The organism is Nocardia brasiliensis IFM 10847, from assembly GCF_000710915.1.
GTDB lineage: Bacteria > Actinomycetota > Actinomycetes > Mycobacteriales > Mycobacteriaceae > Nocardia > Nocardia brasiliensis_A.
The window spans coordinates 1-19,217 of the sequence record NZ_BAUA01000006.1; the positions used below are offsets into that span (position 1 = coordinate 1).

A 19,217-nucleotide genomic window follows, 5' to 3' on the forward strand; every position below is an offset into this window, starting at 1 on the left:
CCTACCTCGTTTCCCAGGCCCTCCGCTCAGCGTCTCCGCTGGCTTCTCGGCTCCGGGTCGGTGTCCGTGTCGCTCTGACTCGAACTAAGTTACGCGCCGGAGAACGCCACGTCAAATCGCCTGCGCAGCCCGAGAATTCGCAGGTCAAGGGGCCTGGCATCGGCCCCTTTCCCGGACGAATCACACGAATGTGACTCAGGCCACCGCAAAGTTCTCGAAACCGGGCGTCCGGTCCTAGTTCTCCAGCGCGTGCTCGGCACCGCGATGCAGCGGTACCGGGTCCGTCGCGCGGGCGGTGTCCCGGACGATCCCCTTTGCCGCGGAGTTCGCCTGTTCCAGCTGGGGCTTGCGCTCGAAGAGAGTCTTGGTGAGTACGCAGGCCACGTCGGCGTCGAGGTTGTCGCGGACGAGCAGCACATTCGGCACGACGATCGCGGGCACGTCTTCTGCCAGTCCATAGGCCGCCGCGGGGATGGTGCCCAATTCGTACGCGGGACTGAGCACGCGCATGCCGACCATCTGGTCGGAGGTGTCGAGGAAGCGGAACTCACCCCTGTGCGACTTGAACAGCTCGCTGAGGCCGGGGGTCGGCAGACCGCCGACGAAGAACAGCGCGTCCAGCGTGCCGTCCTTCATTCCGGCGACGGCCTTGCCCAGGTCCAGCCGGTTCACCGCGATATCGCTGTCCGGGTTGAGTCCGCCGGCCCGCAGTATGCGCCGCGCCACCACTTCGGTGCCCGAGGTGGGCGAGCCGGTGGACACGCGCTTGCCACGCAGGTCGGCGATCGTGGTGATATCGGCGTCCGCGCGCACGACGACCTCCACGTAGCTGGGGTAGAGCCGCGACAGTGCTTGCACCGGCTGCTTCTTCCCGTCGAAGGTGCCGATGCCGAGCACCGCGTCGGCCGCGGTGTCGGCCTGCGCGAAGGCCACCTGATATTTGCCCGCCACGAGCTGCTGGATGTTCTGCACCGACGCGAGGGTTTCCGCGGCGGTGGCAGTCACCTTCCCGTTGGTCGCCAGGGAGATCTGATCGGCGAGCGCGGTGCCGAGTGCGGAGAAGACGCCCGTCGCGTTGCCGGTGGCGATGCCGAGCTCGGTCGATTGCCGCACCTGACAGGTGACCGGGCCGCCTGCGTCGGTCGGCACTGTCGCGGCGCCGTCGCCGCATCCGGTGAGCAGCCCCGCCGATAGCGAGCCGACCGCGAAAACTACGACCACTCTTCGCATCTCATCCTCTCTCGACGAACGGAGCGGCCCTGCTCCGCCGCAGAACGAGACGATATCAACGCCGCGCGGCACGCAGGCAGCTAACAGCACAGCAAACCGTCAGCGGCGCCTACTTCATGAACGCGTGCTCGGCGCCGCGATGCAGGACGACCGGCGCGGTGTTGGTGGCCGCGTCACGGGAGATGCCCTTCGCCGCGGAGTTGGCCTGCTCCAGTTGGGTTTTGCGATCGAACAGCGTTTTCGCCAGGACACACGCCAGGTCCGCGTCCAGATCGTCCCGGACGAGCAGGACATTCGGCACGACAATGGTTTTCGCGTCGGCGGGCAGCCCATAGGTCGCGGCGGGAATGGTGCCTTCCTCGTAGACCGGGCTCAGGTTGCGCATGGCCGAGAGCTGCGGGGTGATGTCGAGGAAGCGGACCTTGTCCTTGGCGGAGGTGAACAGGTCGGTGATACCGGGGGTCGGCAGTCCGCCGGAGAAGAACATGGCGTCGATGGTGCCGTCCTTCATGCCGTCGACCGTTTTGGTGAGATCCAAACGCTGGGCCGAGATATCGCTGTCCGCGTTCAGACCCGCGGCCTGCAGCACCCGCTGCGCGATCACCTCGGTGCCGGACTTGGGCGAGCCGGTGGAGACCCGTTTGCCGCGCAGGCCGGCGACGGAGTCGATGCCCGCGTCGGCCCGCACCACCACCTGGGTGTAGTTCGGGTAGAGCCGCGAAAGCGCCTGCACCGGTTGCTTTTTGCCGTCGAAGCTGCCGGCGCCGGTCACCGCGTCGGCCGCGGTGTCGGCGAGCGAGAACGCGACCTGATAGGTGCCCGCGACCAACTGCTGGATGTTCTGTACGGACGCACCGGTTTCCGCGGCGGTCGCCTTCACCTTGCCGTCGGTGGCCTGCGAGATCTGGTCGGCGTAGGCGTTGCCGAGCGCGAAGTACACGCCGGTCGCGTTGCCGGTCGCGATGCCCACTCGGGTTTCCTGTTTCACCGCACAGGTGATCGGGGCGCCCGCGTCGTGCTGCGGCGCGTCGCGGCGGCCACCGCAGCCGGCGAGCAGTCCCGCCGACACCACGGTGACGGCGAAAACTATGGCGACTCTTCTCATGACGTTCTCCTTCGAGCGAGCAAAGTGACCCCGATGGCCGCGATCAGCGCGACCAGCCCGGCGATGAACGCGCCGGTTTCCAGATAAAGCAGCAGCAGGCCGCCGACCGCGGCGAGTACCCGGGCGACCGGACCGGCCGGGCCGATCCCGAGGATCCAGCCGCCGGTGGCGACGGCCAGCGCGGCGACACCGAGGCAGGCGACGAGGGTGGCCCAGATGATGCCGAGCACCGGTCCGCGCCCGAGCAGATATTCCCCCGGTTCGGTGAGCACGAACACCACCGGCACCAGGAACGCCGGTAGCGCGTACTTCAGGGCCTGCCACATGGTCGGCACGGTGCGCGCGCCGGTGACCGCGGCCGCGCCGACGGCGGCGAGCGCGGTCGGCGGCGTCACCTCGGACAGCACCGAGTAGTAGAAGACGAACATCGCCGCCGCGGGCGCGGGCACGTCGAGCGCGAGCAGGGCGGGGCCGATGATGACCCAGCCGATGATGAACGACGCGGTGACCGGCACCGCGAGGCCGAGCAGTGCCAGCGCGATCGCCGCGAGCACGACGGTGCAGGCCAGCACCACGGTGTGGTTGTCGGACAACGATTTCGCGAGCCGCACGAGCAGCGCGGCCAGCTGCGAACCGAGGCCGGTTTTGGTGGTCATCGCGGTGATCACGCCCGCCGAGGCGCACACCGCGACCACCGGCAGCGCCGCACGCACGCCGCTGCCGATCGCCTGGAAGACGTAGCGTGGCGAGCGCGCCGATTCTCGGGTGCGCTTGTCGAGGAAGGCGAGCACGAAAGCGAGCGCGGTGGCGTACACGACTGCGCGGGTGGCGCTGACGCCGATCAGCAGCAGCACAACGATCGCGATCAGCGATAAGAAGTGGTATCCGAAGCGCAGCAGCAGCCGCCAGGCGGACACGCCGTCGAACTCCACGGCGGTGGTGCCGAGCCTGCGGGCGTCGATCTCCACGGCGAGCAGGATGCCGAGGTAGTAGAGCACCGTGGGGATGAGCGCCCAGCCGAGCACCGTCACATACGACACCTCGAGGTACTCCGCGACGATGAACGCGGCGACCCCCAGGGTGGGCGGCGACAGAATCGCCCCGACCCCGGCCGCGGCGAGCATGCCGCCCGCCTGTTCCGGCGGATATCCGGCCCGCCGCAGGATCGGCCAGGTCACCGCGCCGATGGTCACCGCGGTGGCGGTGCCCGAGCCCGAGACGGTACCGAGCAGGAAACCCGAGGCGACCGCGGTGCGTCCGGCGGCGCCGCGGGAACGGCGGAACGCCGCCACCGACAGATCCACGAAGAACTGTGCCGCACCGGAGAATTCGAGCACCGCGCCGTACAGCGTGAACAGCACGATATAGGTGGCCGCGACGTCGAGCGGGGTGCCGTAGAACCCGCTGCCGGAGTTGTACAGCGCGTCGACGATCTGCCCGAAGTCCAGCCCCGCGTGCGCGACACTCCAGCCTTGCGGCAGGTAACCGCCGTAGTACCCGTAGGCCAGGAACACCACGCACACCGCGACGAGCACCCAGCCGGTGGTCCGCCGGCACGCCTCGAGCACCAGCACGAGCAGCACCGCACCCATCCCGACGTCGACGGGATCGAGCAGACCTTGCCGGTCGAGGAAGGAGTTGTAGCCACCGCCGCCGGAGCCGATCGTCCATGGCAGCACGGGATACAGCGCCACGAACACCGCGAGCACGGCCAGCGTCCAGTCGGCGATACCGGGACCGCCGTCTCGATCCAGCAAGCGCAGCCCGGATCGATAGGAGAGGAACACCAGCGGCAGGGTCGCCGCCAGGAAGATCACCAGGTAGTACTGGCTGCCCTGCGGCAGCGGCCGGAAAACCTGCCACACCACCAGCAGCGCGACCGCGAACGCGGTCACCGCGACCACCCGCTCGGCCCAACCGGTCAATTCCCGGGCAGGCCGTTCCTCGTCGTCGACTTCCAGCAGGGACGACCGATCCTCCACGGGCGCCTCGGTCTCCACCTCATCGGGGCCCGTCTTCGGCATGGCGGAACGATAGCAACGCACGACCGTCCGCATGTCCGAATTGAAAGCAAGGGAATTGGTCGCTCTTCAGTTATTCCCGGCCGCCCGAGCGAGTTTCGCGCCGAGGTCGCGCAGCAGCTCCCGCATCTCGGGCGGCTCACGCACCTCGAAATCCAGGCCGAGGTGGGCGATCCGCAACGCGGTCCACTCCAGCGAGTCGGCTGCGGTGCGGATCAGGCAGGTACGCGCGTCGATCGGTTCCACCTCGTCGGGCCGGACCCGGAAAGTGTCGGCCAGCTCGGCCGCACCGGCGTGGACGAGCAGGACGACCCTGCGCGCCGGGCGCGAGCGGGCGAGTTGCTCGGTGACGAACGCCGCGGCATCGGCAGCGGGCAACTCCTTTGGCACACAGCGCATTCCGGTACGGAACGGCGCATCGATCCGATCGACGCGGAAGGTGCGCCAATCCGCCCGCTCGATATCCCAGGCGACCAGATACCAGCGCCGGCCGGCGGAGACGAGGCTGTGCGGTTCGGCGAATCGCTTGCTCTGCTGGTCGGCTTTGTCCCGATAGCGGAAACGGATCCGCTCGCCGTCCCGGGCCGCACCGGCCAACGCGACCAGCGTCTCCGGATCCACCCGGGGTCCGGCGGCCGGGCCACCGAGCGACACCGTGGCGGTATCGATCGCATCGACGCGACCACGCAGCCGCGCGGGCAGCACCTGTTGAAGTTTCACCAGGGCGCGCGCGGCCGATTCCTCGATCCCCGCGACCGAGCCCTGTGCGGCGCTGCGCAACCCGAGGGTGATGGCGACCGCTTCGTCGTCATCGAGCAGCAGCGGGGGCAGCGCGGTGCCCGCTTCCAGCCGATAGCCGCCGATCGAGCCGAGGCTCGCGGACACCGGATAGTCCAGGTCACGCAGCCGCTCGATATCGCGGCGCACCGTGCGCACGGTGATGCCGAGCCGCTCGGCCAGTTCGGGGCCGGTCCATTCGCGGCGGGTCTGCAGCAGCGACAGCAGTTGGAGTAGTCGCGCGGCGGCGTCGGTCATAGTTCGAGTATTCCCCGCAATGAGGACCGGAACCGTCCGCATTGCGCCCTACCGTCGTCGGCGTGAGTACAGACCGAGACACCATCCAGATCGTCGGAGCCCGCGAGAACAACCTGCGCAACGTCTCGCTGGCCATTCCGAAAGGCAAGCTCGTGGTCTTCACCGGGGTGTCCGGCTCGGGGAAGTCCTCGATCGTGTTCGGCACCGTCGCGGTCGAGTCGCAACGCCAGCTCAACGAGACCTTCACCTGGTTCATCCGGAATCGCCTGCCGAAATACGAACGGCCCGAGGCCGATCTCATCGACAACCTGGCGCCCGCGGTGGTGATCGATCAGAAGCCGATCGGCGGAAATTCGCGCTCGACCGTCGGCACGATGACCGATATCCAGTCGATCATCCGTGTGCTGTTCTCCCGGCACGGGGTGCCGAGTGCCGGTGAGGCGTCCCGCTATTCGTTCAACGATCCGCTCGGGATGTGCCCGGAGTGCGGGGGGCTGGGCCACGTCGTGCGCGCAGACCTGGACAAGCTGCTCGACACCGGTAAGTCGCTCAACGAGGGCGCGATCACGTTCGGGCCGTTCGCGATCGGCACCTTCCAGTGGCAGCTCTACGCCCAGTCGGGCCTGTTCGATCCCGACAAGCCGCTGCGCGATTACACCGCCGAGGAATGGCAGCTGTTCCTGCGCGGCAACGGCTTCCGGGTGCCGCGGCCGAACAAGACCGGGTCACTGGGCAGCAACGCCTATGAGGGCCTGCTCGAACGCCTCGACCGGCTCTACATCAAACGCGACCTGAGCTCGTTGTCGGAGAAGAACCGGGCTGCGGCGCGCGCGGTCGTCACCGAGGAGATCTGCCCCGACTGCCACGGCGCGCGCTTGAACGCGGCCGCCCTGGCCACCGAGATCAACGGATTGAGCATCGCCGACTACGGCGAACTCGAGGTATCCGACCTGATCAGCGTGCTCGGCGGGATCGACGACCGGGTGGCCGCGCCCATCGCCGAGTCGGCCATCGCCCGGCTGCGCCGGATCGAGGAGGTCGGTCTCGGCTATCTCTCGCTCGGCCGGGAGACTTCGACGCTGTCCGGCGGTGAAGCCCAGCGGCTCAAGGTGGTTCGGCACCTCGGTTCGAGTCTCACCGGCATGACCTACATCTTCGACGAACCGAGCGTCGGCATGCATCCGCGCGACGTCGGCCGGTTGAACAGCCTGCTGATCCAATTGCGCGACAAGGGGAACACCGTGCTGGTGGTCGAGCACTCCCCCGACGTGATCGCGGTCGCCGATCACGTGGTGGACATGGGGCCGGGTGCGGGCGGGCACGGCGGGCAGGTGGTGTTCGAGGGCTCGCTCGAAAAGCTGCGCGCCTCCGGCACTTCGACGGGCCAGCGGCTACGCCGGGTACGACCGGTCAAGGACCGTGCACGCCGGCCCACCGGTTGGCTCACCGTCGCCGAGGTCGACCGTTACAACCTGAAGAACGTCACCGCGCGGTTCCCGACCGGCGTGCTCACCGCGGTCACCGGGGTGGCCGGTTCCGGGAAGAGCACGCTGGTCTCGGGCGCGTTCCTGGCCGCGCATCCGGGCGCGATCGCGGTGAACCAGTCGGCCATTCACGCGTCGCGTCGCTCCAGCCCGGCCACCTACATCGGCATCATGGAGCCGCTGCGGCAGGCGTTCGCCCGTGCGCACAACGTGAAGCCGGGGTTGTTCAGCTTCAACTCCGACGGCGCGTGCGCCGAATGCGGCGGCGCCGGTGTGATCTTCACCGATCTGGCGTACATGGACCCGATCACCACCGTGTGCCAGACCTGTCACGGCAGGCGCTATCGCCCCGACGTGCTCGGCTATACGGTGCGCGGCGTATCGATCGCGGATGTGCTGGAGATGACCGCCGAACAAGCGCTGGACTTCTGGGATGGACACGGCGACAGCAAGATTCGCCCGCCGCTGCGCGCGCTCAACGAAGTCGGGCTCGGCTACCTGACGCTGGGCCGCTCGCTGAGTTCGTTGTCGGGTGGGGAGCGCCAGCGCATCAAACTGGCCGATCACCTGCACCGCAGCGGCGGGATCTATGTGCTCGACGAACCGACCACCGGGCTGCACATGGCCGATGTCGACACGCTGCTCGCCCTGCTGGACCGCTTGGTCGACGCGGGCAACACGGTGATCGTCATCGAGCACGACCTCGATGTCGTCAAACGCGCGGACTGGGTCATCGACTTGGGGCCCGACGGCGGCAAGCACGGCGGCGAGATCGTGTTCACCGGAACGCCCGCGGCGCTGCTCGACGACCCGCGGTCGATCACCGCGGACTACCTGCGCCGCAGTTTGCTGCCCCACGACTGAGCCGATCGCGAGGATGATGGTGGATATGGCGATGCGCGAGGTGGTGAGCGCGGGACCGTTCACGCGAATCTATGATCCCGGCGCCGGGGAGGCCGAGGACTGGTACATCAACGACCACACGATCATCCGGGAGGCGCAGGGGCGTCTGCACCTGTTCGGCATCACGCATCCGGAGCCCGCGGACCCGTTCGACGAGACCGAATTCGCCCACGCGACGGCCCGCGAGTTACTGGGCCCGTGGGAGAAACAGCGCCCCGCCCTCCGTGTCGACCGCGATTACGGCGAAACCCGTTTGTGGGCCCCGTTCGTCGTCGAAGCCCATCGGCGGTACTACATGTTCTATGCCGGCGGCGGCGCCGACCGGACCGCCGCGGCGATCAACCTGGCCACCTCGACCGATCTGTTCCATTGGGTGCGAAGACGTTCGGGCCCGCTGTTCCGCGACGGCTACGACGCCCGGGACCCGATGGTGACCAGGGTGGGCGATCAGTGGGTGATGTACTACTGCGCGACCAGCACCCCCGCCGGCGGGCATCACGTGGTCGCCTACCGCACGAGCAGCGATCTGGTGCACTGGGGACATCGGCACATCGCCTACACCGATCCGACGAAGGGCACCGAGGCCGGAAACACCGAGTCCCCCTTCGTCGTCCAGCAGGACGGCTGGTGGTATCTGTTCATCGGCCCGCGGCCGACCTATGTCGGCACGGACGTCTTCCGCAGTGACAGCCCGTTCCGGTTCCGGATCGGGGACAAGATCGGCCACATCGCCGCGCACGCCGCCGAGGTGCTCTCGGACGCGGACCGCTGGTGGATCACCAGCGCGGGCTGGGGTCAGGGCGGGGTGCACCTCGCGCCGCTGCGGTTCCCGCGTCCGCGCGAGCCGCATACTGCGAAAGTGGTGCCACGGTAGGTTCGGGTGGTCGCTGCGGCTCGCGCACGGGAGGTCTCGGATATGGCTGGTCCCCTGTTTCTCGGCGTCGATATCGGCACCGCCAGTTCGAAGGGTGTGCTGACCCGCGCGGATGGCAGCGTGGTCGCCAGATCCGAACGGGCGCACGGGGTCTCGACGCCGAAACCGGGGTGGGTGGAGCACGACGCGGAAACGGTGTGGTGGGCCGATTTCGCCGCCATCGTCGGCGACCTCGTGGCCGCGTCCGACGGTGCCGGACTCGCCGGACTCGCGGTTTCGGGCATCGGGCCCTGCCTGCTGCCCGCCGACGCGAACGGCACACCGCTGCGACCCGCCATCCTGTACGGCGTCGACACCCGGGCCACCGCCGAGATCGCCCAGCTGGAAACCGAATTCGGCGCGCAGGCGGTGGTGCGCCGGGCCGGCTCGCCACTGACCAGCCAGGCCGTCGGGCCCAAACTGCGCTGGCTGGCCGCACACGAACCGCATATCCACGCCCGCACCGAGCTGCTGCTGATGGCCAGCTCCTTTCTGGTGCACCGCCTCACCGGCCGTTACGTGCTGGACCACCAATCGGCGAGCCAGTGCGTGCCCATGTACGACCTGCGGCGGCGCGAGTGGGCCGCCGACTGGGCCGAGCAGGTGGCACCCGGCCTGCGGCTACCGGAGCTGGCCTGGCCGACCGAAACAGTCGGCCAGGTGACCCCCGCGGCGGCGGCGAGCACCGGTCTGCCCGTGGGACTTCCGGTCACCACCGGCACCATCGATGCCTGGGCCGAGGCCGCCGGCGTGGGTGTGCGCGCACCCGGTGATGCCATGATCATGTACGGCACGACGCTGTTCCTGGTGCAGGTGCTGACCGAGCCGAACCCGCATCCCGGTCTTTGGAGTACCTGCGGAACGTGGCCTGACACATACACTCTCGCGGCGGGTATGGCCACCGCGGGCGCGGTGACGGACTGGCTGCGCGAGCTGGTCGGCGGCGAATTCGCCGACCTCGTCGCGGCGGCCGCCGACGTCCCTCCGGGCAGCAACGGAATGCTGGCACTGCCCTATTTCGCGGGCGAGCGCACACCGCTGTTCGATCCGGATGCCAGGGGTATCGTCGCCGGGCTCACCCTGCGCCACGGACGAGCGGAGCTGTATCGGGCGGTGCTGGAAGGCATCGCGTACGGGGTGCGGCACAATCTCGCGGCGATGACCGAGGCGGGCGGCCGGGCGGGACGGCTGGTCGCGGTCGGCGGCGGTACCAAGGGCGGTCTGTGGACCCAGATCGTCTCCGACGTCACCGGACTGCCCCAGCAACTGCCCGCCGACACGATCGGCGCTTGTCTCGGCGACGCGATGCTCGCGGCCGAGGCCGCCGGGGTGGACACCCGCGACTGGAATCCGATCGTCGGCACGGTAGAGCCGCGGCCCGGGCACACAGCCGACTACGATTCCTACTACCAGCACTACCGTGAGCTCTACGAACGCAATACCGATATCGCGCACTTCCTGGCGAGCGAACAACACCGTACCGGGGCGAGTTCCTGATCTTCGCGCGCTGTGCGAAGATGCACGGTTGCTCTGTCGGACACCTATGCGAGGACCACATGCCCACCCAGACCCTGACCCAGCAGAACTTCGACTCCGTGATCTCCGGCAATCACATCGTGCTGGTGGACTGGTGGGCCGGCTGGTGTGGTCCGTGCCGGCAGTTCGCGCCGATCTTCGAATCGTCCGCGCAACGCCACCCGGACATCGTGCACGCGAAGGTGGACACCGAGGCCGAGCAGGAACTCGCCGCGCGGGCGCAGATCACCAGCATCCCGACGGTGATGGCGTTCCGGGAGGGCCTGCTCGTCTACGCCGAGGCCGGGGTGCCCACGCCCGGCACGCTGGACGAATTGATCGAGCAGGTCAAGTGGCTGGACATGGGCCAGTTCCGCCGCGAGGTGGCCCGGCACCAGCAGGCGCAGCAACCCGAGTATCCGTCGACCGCACCGGTGCCGGCTACCGCGGGCGCTCCCGCCTCCCGAGCGGCCGGGCTGGCGCCGACCGCGAGTCAGTACGGCTGGCCGGGGCTGTGAACCCCCGGCGCCGGTCGGAGCTGTGGCTGCTCGACGATACGCGGACGCGGTCGGTGAGCGCCGAGAATCCCACCGGCGCCCCCGGCGGCGGCGCCCGCGCGACGACCGGTACCGGCGCGCACGCGGCCCGGTTGCTCGGCCCCGGCTGGAAGATCTCGCCGTCGGTCATCCTCGGCGACGGTGAAACCGCCACGCTGGCCGATGTTTCCGGGCCCGGCGTGCTGCGGCACTGCTGGCTCACCACCGACCGTGCGGCGCTGCGCGAACTGACCCTGCGCATGTACTGGGACGACGCGGCCGAGCCCGCGATCGACGTGCCGCTCGGCGACTTCTTCTGCAACGGCTGGGACGAACTGGCACTGGTCGATTCGGAGATGGTGGTGGTCGCCCCGGCGGGCGGCCTGAACAGCTACTGGCCCATGCCGTTTCGCCGGCGGGCGCGGATCACGCTGGAAAACCACTGCGGCCGTTCGGTTCCGGTGTACTACCAGATCACCTACGGCGAACAGGACGTGCCGGTCGAAGCCGGGTATCTGCACGCACGCTGGTCCCGCAGTGCACCGCTGGGCAGTCCCGCGGTGCACACCCTGCTCGATACCGGTCCCGCGCGCGGCCGGTATGTCGGCACGTACTTGGCGATTCGGCCGGGCGCGCCCCGCTGGTGGGGCGAGGGCGAGCTGAAATTCTATCTCGACGGCGACGACGAATATCCGTCGCTGTGCGGCACGGGCACCGAGGACTACTTCGGCGGCGCGTGGAATTTCGATATGGACGGGAAGTACCGCACCTACTCGACCGCGTATCTCGGTCTGCCGCAGGCCTTGCCCGCCGACGAGATCTACCAGGCGCACCAGCGTTTCGGCATGTACCGCTGGCATGTGCACGACCCCATCTGCTTCCACCGCGAACTGCGCGTCACCGTGCAGGGACTCGGCTGGCGCGACAGCGACACCTATCTCCCGCTCGAAGACGCGGAGATCGCGACCACCGCGTGGTGGTATCAGGAAGTGCCGCCGTCCGCCTGATCGTCCGGGCCGTCCACGTCCGCGAGCAGTTCGTCCGCTCGCGCCAGCGCGTCGTCCATGCTCGACCCGATATCGTCGAGCACCGACAGTCCGCCGAGCAGATCGTCGAACTCGCGCAGTACCGACCGGACCTCCTCCACCGCCGGATCGACGCGATACCAGGCGACCGACTCACGCCACCAGGGGTTCTCGTCGATCCAGGCGAACATGACGTCGCGGAGCATGCGGGCGTCGGAGGTGTACATCTGGAAGATCTCGGTCGCGTCGCCGGCGCAGTATTCCAGTTCGTACATGCCGTCGGGGAGCAGTCGCGCCCGGAGGTAGTCGTGCGCACCGCGTTCGAGTTCGATGGACGGGTCCCGCGGACTTCGCGGTTCGTCGAGAATCTTCGTGAGCAACGCGTCGGTCAACTCCGGCACCGGCGTGCCGTCGCCGGTCCGGACATGCACGTCGGCAGGTCGGTCCGGATCGTCAGTCACCGGGCCAGTGTGCCCGATCCCGGGATCGAATTCCCGAAATGCCTCGTGCGAAGGCGTTTCGGGTGCACAGTGGACTGATGTGCGCCGTGGTGATCGAGGGTGACAGCGGGCGGGGACAGCACCGATGACGCTGGTCGCGGGGGTGGACAGCTCCACCCAGTCCTGCAAAGTGGTGGTCTGCGACGCGGCGACCGGCGAACTCCGGTACGAGGCGCACGCGCCGCATCCGGACGGTACCGAGGTCGCGCCGCAGGCCTGGTGGCACGCGTTGGGTACGGCGGGCGCCGGGCTGCTCGAACAGGTGGCGGCGGTGGCGATCGCCGGTCAGCAGCACGGCTTGGTCGCACTCGACGCCGAGGGGCATCCGGTGCGCGACGCACTGCTGTGGAACGACGTCCGCTCCGCGGCCTCGGCAGCCGAACTCGTCACCGAATTGGGTGGGCCCCAGGCGTGGACGGAGGCCGTCGGCAGCGTTCCGGTGGCCGCGTTCACCGTGGCCAAACTGCGCTGGCTGGCCGATCACGAACCAGACCGCGCCGACCGGGTGGCCCGGATCATGCTCCCGCACGACTATCTCACCTGGCGGTTGCGCGGCGGCGGCGACGCCGAACCCACCACCGATCGGGGTGACGCCTCCGGCACCGGCTACTGGTCGGCGGCCACCGGCGGGTATCGGAAAGACCTGCTCGCCCTCGGCTTCCGGGGGCGCACACCGGAACTCCCCCGGGGTCCTCGGCCCGGCCGAAGCCGCCGGGCGGACGCCGTCGGGCGTGCTGGTCGCGGCGGGCACCGGCGACAATGCCGCGGCCGCACTGGGACTCGGCATCGGCGACGGTGACGTGGTCGTTTCGCTCGGCACCAGTGGCACGGTCTTCGCCCGCGCCGAACGGCCCAGCGCCGACGCCACCGGCGCGATCGCCGGATTCGCCGACGCGACAGGCGCTTTCCTACCGCTGGTGTGCACGCTCAACGCGGCGCGGGTGCTGAGTGCCACGGCGGACCTGCTCGGCGTCGACCTGCCCACGCTCGAAGCGCTTGCGGCACAGGCACCTCCGGGTGCGGACGGGCTGGTCCTGCTCCCCTATCTCGCCGGCGAACGCACGCCGAACCGGCCGGAGGCGACCGGCAGTCTGCACGGCCTGCGCGCGGCGACCATGCGTCCCGGCCATATCGCCCGCGCCGCCTTCGAAGGCATGCTCTGCAACATGGCCGAGGCGCTCGACGCGATCCGTGCCGCCGGCGTCTCGCCGCGGCGCGTCCTGCTGATCGGCGGCGCGGCGCGCTCTGCGCTGGTCGCCGCGATCGCGGCGCAGATCTTCGCGACGCCGATCACCGTGCCCGAACCCGCCGAGTACGTCGCGCTGGGCGCGGCGCGACAGGCCGCGTGGGCGCTTGCGGGCACGCCACAACCACCAGACTGGCCCGCTCGGACCGCCGGCACGGTGCTGTCCTCGACCGACGACGCCGCGACCGGCGCGGCGATCCGCGCGCGTTATCGGCAGGCACAGACCGCGCTGTACGGCGGCTGAGCAGGACCGACCCGTCCGCGGGGTGAGCCGCGGCGGCAAACGTGCAACCATGTATCCAATACCCGCAGTAGCAGATACTGGGTGCTGGTCGAAGGAGCTCAGATGACGGCGTGCGACTTGGTCATCCGTGGTGGATCGGTGTTCGACGGCACGGGAGTACCGCCACGCGCCGCCGACGTGGGCATCACCGCGGGCAAGGTCGTGGCGATCAGTGCCGCACCGCTGCCCGACGGCGCGCGGAACGTGGACGCCACCGGCAAGTGGGTCATCCCGGGCATGCTCGACGTGCACACCCACTACGACGCGGAGGTACTCGGCAGCCCCGGCCTCGGCGAGTCGGTGCGGCACGGCGTCACCTCGGTGGTGATCGGCAATTGCTCACTGTCCACGGTCTATTCGACGGCCGAGGACTGCGCCGACATGTTCGCGCGGGTGGAGGCGCTGCCGTGGGACGCCGTGCATTCGGCCGTCAAGGAGCACAAGGACTGGGAAACCCCACTGGCGTATCGGGACTCGCTCGCCGCGCGGCCACTCGGCGCGAATGTCGCGGCGCTGCTGGGGCACTCGGACATCCGCGTCGCCGTGATGGGGCTCGGCCGAGCCACCGACGCGACCGTCACCCCGACCCACGACGAGCTGAATCGCATGCGGCACATGCTCACCGACGCGCTGGACGCGGGTTTCCTCGGCCTGTCCACCATCCGCAGCTCGTTCTCCAAGCTGGAGGGCGCCCGCTTCCCGGCCCGGCAGCTGCCGTCCACCTATGCGAGCTGGCGTGAGTACGCGGCGCTGAACAAGATTCTGCGGCAACGCGATCGGATCCATCAGAGCACGCCGAATCTGACCTCCCGGCTCGAGATCGCCCGCTACTTCGCCGAGAGCGCGGGCCGGTTCCGCAAACCGCTCAAGACCACGTTGATCGCGGGCATGGACGTGAAGGCCGATCGCACCACCGCGCGGGCCGCAGCGACCGCGGCCTGGATCGCGAACACGGTCGGCGGCGCCGCGTTCCGCTGGCAGCACCTGCCGGTGCCGTTCGAGGTCTACGCCGACGGTGTCGATCTGGTCGTCTTCGAGGAGTTCGGCTCGGGCGTCGCGGCGCTCAACATCCGCGATGTGATGAAGCGCGGCGAGCTGCTGGCCGACGAGTCCTACCGGCGACAGTTCCGCAAGGACCTCGCCAAGAAGTACGGCCCTCGGGTCTGGCATCGTGACCTCTACGACGCCCAGATCGTGGCCTGCCCAGAGGCCGGCGTGGTCGGCAAGTCGTTCGGGCAGGTGGCCGACGAGCGCGGTATCCATCCGGCGGACGCACTGCTCGACCTGGCCGTCGCGCACGGCACCGGGCTGCGCTGGCGCACGGTCATCGCCAACGATCGCGAAGAGGTGCTCGACCGGCTGCAACAGTCGCCGGTGATGCAGGTCGGCTTCGCCGATTCCGGTGCGCACCTGCGCAATATGGCGTTCTACAACTTCGGGCTACGCATGCTCGAGCGGGTCCACCAGCGCGGCTTCATGCCGGTCGAGCAGGCCGTACATCGGCTGACCGGTGAGTTGGCCGACTGGTACGGCCTGGACACCGGCCGCCTGCGCGAAGGCGCGCGCGCCGACCTGGCCGTGCTGGACCCGACGGGTTTCGACGGGTCCAGTGCGGCCTACGCGGAAGCTCCGGTTCCAGGAATCACGGGCCTGGATCGCATGGTGAACCGTAACGATCGAGCTGTGGCGGCCACCGTGGTCGGCGGCCATCTCGTCTACGAATACGGCGAGTTCGCGCCTGGGTTCGGCAGCACCATGCGCGCGGGGACCTTCCTCACCGCGCAGTAGCTGGGCCCAGCTACTGCGTCCCTCGCGACACGCCGCGCGACACACGGACGACCACTTGTCCGCAACGTCCCATTAGACCGACCAGTTTCGTGATTGGGTGACGTCTCAGGATGTGGGAAGGACGGTCGCGACGAGGAGACGGCGATGCCGCAGGTGCGCAGGGCGATCATCGACGAGCGGGCCGAGCTCGCCGAGTTGCTCACAGGTTTCGACAACGCGGCATGGGACGCGCCGACGCTGTGCCGAGGCTGGCGGGTGCGCGAGGTGGTCGCCCACATCACCGTGCCGTTCCGCCTGACCGGCACCCGCTTCGCCGTCGAATTCGTCCGTGCGGGGGGCAATTTCGACCGGATCGCCAACCACACCGCGCGCGTCGACGCCGCCGCGATGACCTCGGGCCAGTTGCTGAAATCGCTCTGGGACAACGTCGGACATCCGTGGCGGCCGCCGGGGTGCGGGGCAGTGCACGCGCTGGGCCACGACATCGTGCACGGCCTCGACATCACCGTGGCGCTGGGACTGGATCGCAAGGTGCCGCACGAGCGCCTGCGCCTGGTCTTGGACCTGATCAATCCGCGCTGTGTCGAGTTCTTCGGGACCGACCTGACCGGTGTCGAGTTGCGTGCCGACGACCTGGACTGGAGCTACGGCACCGGTGCGGTCGTCACGGGCAACGCGCAGGATCTGTTGCTCGTGGCGTGCGGACGCACGTTACCGGCCCGGCGGTTGCGCGGCGACCACGCTGCCCGGTTCACCCGTAGCCGTCGGCGGGCGAAAAGGAGGCGCCGACGCTGACCGCGCCGCGCTACAGTCGGCCGGATGAACTGGATCGCGCCCGAAGTGCCCCGAACCGCGGCCCCGCACGTCGCCGACGAGCGATCGATGTTGCAGGGCTGGTTGGACTTTCACCGCCGCACTCTCCTGGCCAAATGCGCGGGCCTCGACGACGAGCAGCTCCGGCGGCGCAGCGCCGAGCCGTCGACGCTGACCCTGCTCGGACTGGTCCGGCATCTGACCGAGGTGGAACGCGGCTGGTTCCGGCTCACCGCGGCCGCCATGGACGTGCCGTACGCCTATGGCAGCGAGGAAGCTCCCGACGGCGATTTCGACCTGCGCGAAGCCGACGCCGCAACGGATTTCGCGACCTTCCTGCGAGAGATCGAACTGTCCGACGCCGCGGTGGCCGACCTGCCCCTGGACCACACCTTCCGGCACCCGCGGCGGCCCGAACTCGAATACAACCTGCGCTGGATCTATCTGCACATGATCGAGGAGTACGCCAGGCACAACGGCCACGCCGACCTGCTGCGCGAACGCATCGACGGAACCACCGGCGCCTGAACGGAATTCACAGCCGTCGCGCGCTGACCCAGGACGCGACCTGCGCCCGTGAAGTGAACCCCAGCTTGGTCAGGATGTGGTCGACGTGGCTCTCCGCGGTACGAATCGAGATGACCAGCTCCGCGGCGATCCGCTTGTTGCTGTAGCCGGCCGCGACCAACCGGGCGACATCGCGTTCCCGACGGGTCAGCGGTGCGGCCGCCGCCGCCTTCGGTTGCGCCGGTGCTTCGGTGCCGAGGGCGAAGCGGACCGCCTCGTCGAAGGTGAGCGCGCCACCGCTGTCGAAAGCGGACCGGAAACTCTTGTCCCCCAGCACATCGCGGACCTGCGACCGGACCCGTTCGCCGATCGTGTCGGTCATCGCGTGCGCGAGATGCTGGGTGCTGCCGCTGCGCACCGTCGCCGCGGCGCCCATCAGCCGCGCGGCGCGGGGGTGGTCCCCCGCCGCCGCCGCGGCCCAGGCCAGGCCGTCGAAGGCCGAGGCCGTCCACACGCACCGGTCGAACAGCCGCAACTGTTCCACCGCGCGGCGCAGTTCCGCGATCGCCTTGTCCGCGTCACCGTTTCGCCAGTGATCGGTGCCGACCGCCCACGAGGCGAGCCCGCCGAGCAGGTGCGAACCGTGCTCGGTGGCCTTGCGCAGGAATCGCTCGGCCAGGCCGCTCGCCCGGTCGTCGGCGAGCACCATCGCGCAGACATAGGCGAACGCGAGACTTTCCATTTCGGTGCCGTGATGGGCGCACGCCCGAGCGCGCACGGCGGCGGCCTCGGCGAGTTCCAGCGCGCCGACCGGGTCGGCGTCGGCGAACGCGAGCACCGAGGCGAGCAACGTGGCCTCGACGAGCACCTCCTCGGCGGCCAGTTCCGTCGCGATCGCCACGCATTCGTCCAGGAAACCGTGCGCCACCGCGGGATCGGCGAACATGGCGGCGATCACCGAGGCGGCGGCCAGCGCGCGGGCCCGGTCGACGGTGTGCGCGAGATCCTTGCCGAGGGCGTCGGTCAGCCACCGATAGCCTTCGCGCAGGAAGCGATAGTGCTCCCAGAACGGCCGCAGCTCCGACGCGATCTGCAGACCGCGGTGCACGCCCTGCGGGTCGGCCAGCGCGAACTGCAGTGCCGCACGCAGATTCGCGTGTTCGCGGGTGACGTCACGGAACCAGCCGACGTCGGCGTCGCCCCAGTATTCGATGCGGCCGCGCTGGGCGATCCGGTAGTAATGGTCGCGGTGGCGCAGCCGGACGCCGTGCTCGTCACCGCGGGCCACCAGGCGAGCCAGCGCGAACTGCCGCAGCGGCTCGAGCATGGTGTAGCGACCCGTGCCGTCGTGGCCCTGATTGCCGAAACTCAGCACCGACTTGTCGACCAGACCGGTGAGCGCGTCGAGCAGGGCGCCCGGCGGCTCGAGCACGCAGACCGCCTCGGCGGCGGTGAGATCGAAACCGCCCGCGAAGACCGCCAATTGCTCCCACAGGTGCTGCTCGTCCGGGGTGCACAGGTCGTAGCTCCAGCGGATCGTCGCCTCCAGGGTCTGCTGCCGCTCGGGAGCGGTGCGTAATCCCGTCGTCAGCAGGCGCATGGTGTCGTCGAGTCGTTCCAGCACCTGCGCCGGAGTGAACGCGCGCAGCCGCAACGCCGCCAACTCCAGCGCCAGCGGAATCCCTTCCAGCCGTGCGCAGATCGCCGCCAGCGTGCCGAGACCGGCTGCGGTGGCCTGGAATTCGGGATTCGCCGCGGAGGCGCGATCGATCAGCAGCCGTAACGCGGCGTTCTCGGCGGTCTCGACGGCGCCGGAATCGTCGTCCAGCTCGGGTACCGGTAGGGGCGCCACCGGCAGGATCTGCTCCCCCTCGACGCCGAGCGGCTCCCGGCTGGTCGCGAGCACCCGCACGTCCGGGGTGCCCGCGAGCAACCGATCGACCAGCGCCGCGCACGCGCCGATGAGGTGCTCGCAATTGTCCAGGATCAGCAGCAGGTGCTTGTCGCCCAGATACTCGATCAGCCCGGCCACCGGCAGGCTGGTGTCGTCGCGCAGGCCGAGCGCCTGGGCGACGCTCGGCGCCACCAGCTCACCGTCGTTGACCGGAGCCGCTTCGACCAGCCACACGCCGTCCGGGAAGGCCCGGCGCACTGCGTCGCCGACCCGCCGGGCCAGTCGGGTCTTGCCGACGCCACCCGGCCCGGTGAGCGTGAGCAGCCGGGTGCCCGACAGCAGTTTCCTGGCAGTGGCGACTTCGCTGCCCCGCCCGACGAAGCTGGTCACTTCGGCCGGGAGGTTACCTGTCACGTGCC

Annotated in this window: 13 protein-coding genes and 2 pseudogenes; 9 read left to right on the plus strand and 6 right to left on the minus strand. The window is 69.4% G+C overall.

The genetic code is table 11. From position 1 onward, the window contains the following. Positions 1-234: 234 nt before the first annotated feature. The 4 genes from NBRGI_RS00930 to NBRGI_RS00945 form a co-directional block, all read right to left on the minus strand. Positions 235-1,230, minus strand: coding sequence for a TAXI family TRAP transporter solute-binding subunit (locus NBRGI_RS00930; protein WP_029892330.1), 996 nt, complete (start codon positions 1,228-1,230; stop codon positions 235-237). 109 nt (positions 1,231-1,339) lie between these two features. Next, positions 1,340-2,335 carry a TAXI family TRAP transporter solute-binding subunit gene (locus NBRGI_RS00935; RefSeq protein WP_029892331.1) on the minus strand — a complete coding sequence of 332 codons (996 nt, stop codon included), beginning with the start codon at positions 2,333-2,335 and terminating at the stop codon, positions 1,340-1,342. Continuing rightward, on the minus strand, positions 2,332-4,359 hold the full coding sequence (locus NBRGI_RS00940; protein WP_051727406.1) for a TRAP transporter permease: 2,028 nt from the start codon (positions 4,357-4,359) through the stop codon (positions 2,332-2,334). The genes NBRGI_RS00935 and NBRGI_RS00940 overlap by 4 nt, the downstream gene beginning before the upstream one ends. A 66-nt stretch (positions 4,360-4,425) precedes the next feature. Next, on the minus strand, positions 4,426-5,391 hold the full coding sequence (locus NBRGI_RS00945; protein ID WP_029892333.1) for a helix-turn-helix transcriptional regulator: 966 nt from the start codon (positions 5,389-5,391) through the stop codon (positions 4,426-4,428). A 62-nt stretch (positions 5,392-5,453) separates the two neighbouring features. Between NBRGI_RS00945 and NBRGI_RS00950 the strand changes: the two genes are divergently transcribed. The 5 genes and pseudogenes from NBRGI_RS00950 to NBRGI_RS00970 all read left to right on the plus strand — a co-directional run bounded on the left by NBRGI_RS00950 (position 5,454) and on the right by NBRGI_RS00970 (position 11,749). Then, a complete protein-coding gene (locus NBRGI_RS00950; RefSeq protein WP_029892334.1) occupies positions 5,454-7,739 on the plus strand; it encodes an ATP-binding cassette domain-containing protein in 2,286 nt (761 codons plus the stop codon). A 25-nt stretch (positions 7,740-7,764) separates the two neighbouring features. Next, entirely contained in the window at positions 7,765-8,652 is an 888-nt protein-coding gene (locus NBRGI_RS00955; RefSeq protein ID WP_235210805.1) for a glycosyl hydrolase family 32, read from the plus strand. A 42-nt stretch (positions 8,653-8,694) separates the two neighbouring features. After that, positions 8,695-10,188 (plus strand): FGGY-family carbohydrate kinase, encoded by a 1,494-nt coding sequence (locus tag NBRGI_RS00960; RefSeq protein ID WP_029892336.1) that lies wholly within the window; start codon positions 8,695-8,697, stop codon positions 10,186-10,188. A 59-nt stretch (positions 10,189-10,247) separates the two neighbouring features. After that, a pseudogene (gene trxA, locus NBRGI_RS00965) lies at positions 10,248-10,613 on the plus strand (thioredoxin); the annotation flags it as partial. Positions 10,614-10,777: 164 nt separating this feature from the next. After that, on the plus strand, positions 10,778-11,749 hold the full coding sequence (locus NBRGI_RS00970) for a glycoside hydrolase family 172 protein (RefSeq protein ID WP_235210806.1): 972 nt from the start codon (positions 10,778-10,780) through the stop codon (positions 11,747-11,749). Here NBRGI_RS00970 and NBRGI_RS00975 read toward each other — a convergent pair. Continuing rightward, complete coding sequence (locus NBRGI_RS00975; RefSeq protein WP_029892339.1) at positions 11,725-12,228, minus strand: hypothetical protein; 504 nt, start codon at positions 12,226-12,228, stop codon at positions 11,725-11,727. The genes NBRGI_RS00970 and NBRGI_RS00975 overlap by 25 nt on opposite strands. Positions 12,229-12,352: 124 nt before the next feature. Between NBRGI_RS00975 and xylB the strand changes: the two are divergent. From xylB to NBRGI_RS00995, 4 genes and pseudogenes are all read left to right on the plus strand, one after another. After that, positions 12,353-13,757, plus strand: a pseudogene (xylB, locus tag NBRGI_RS43255) (xylulokinase). Positions 13,758-13,859: 102 nt separating this feature from the next. Beyond that, the gene (locus NBRGI_RS00985) at positions 13,860-15,584 is read left to right on the plus strand and encodes an N-acyl-D-amino-acid deacylase family protein (protein WP_029892340.1); all 1,725 of its coding nucleotides are present in this window, start codon (positions 13,860-13,862) and stop codon (positions 15,582-15,584) included. A gap of 144 nt (positions 15,585-15,728) precedes the next feature. Beyond that, positions 15,729-16,379 carry a maleylpyruvate isomerase family mycothiol-dependent enzyme gene (locus tag NBRGI_RS00990; protein WP_029892341.1) on the plus strand — a complete coding sequence of 217 codons (651 nt, stop codon included), beginning with the start codon at positions 15,729-15,731 and terminating at the stop codon, positions 16,377-16,379. Between the two features lie 24 nt (positions 16,380-16,403). Then, positions 16,404-16,925: a DinB family protein gene (locus NBRGI_RS00995; protein ID WP_029892342.1), complete on the plus strand. Its 522-nt coding sequence runs from the start codon at positions 16,404-16,406 to the stop codon at positions 16,923-16,925. A gap of 7 nt (positions 16,926-16,932) precedes the next feature. Here NBRGI_RS00995 and NBRGI_RS01000 read toward each other — a convergent pair whose 3' ends face one another. Next, positions 16,933-19,188, minus strand: coding sequence for an ATP-binding protein (locus tag NBRGI_RS01000; protein ID WP_051727392.1), 2,256 nt, complete (start codon positions 19,186-19,188; stop codon positions 16,933-16,935). Positions 19,189-19,217: the final 29 nt, after the last annotated feature.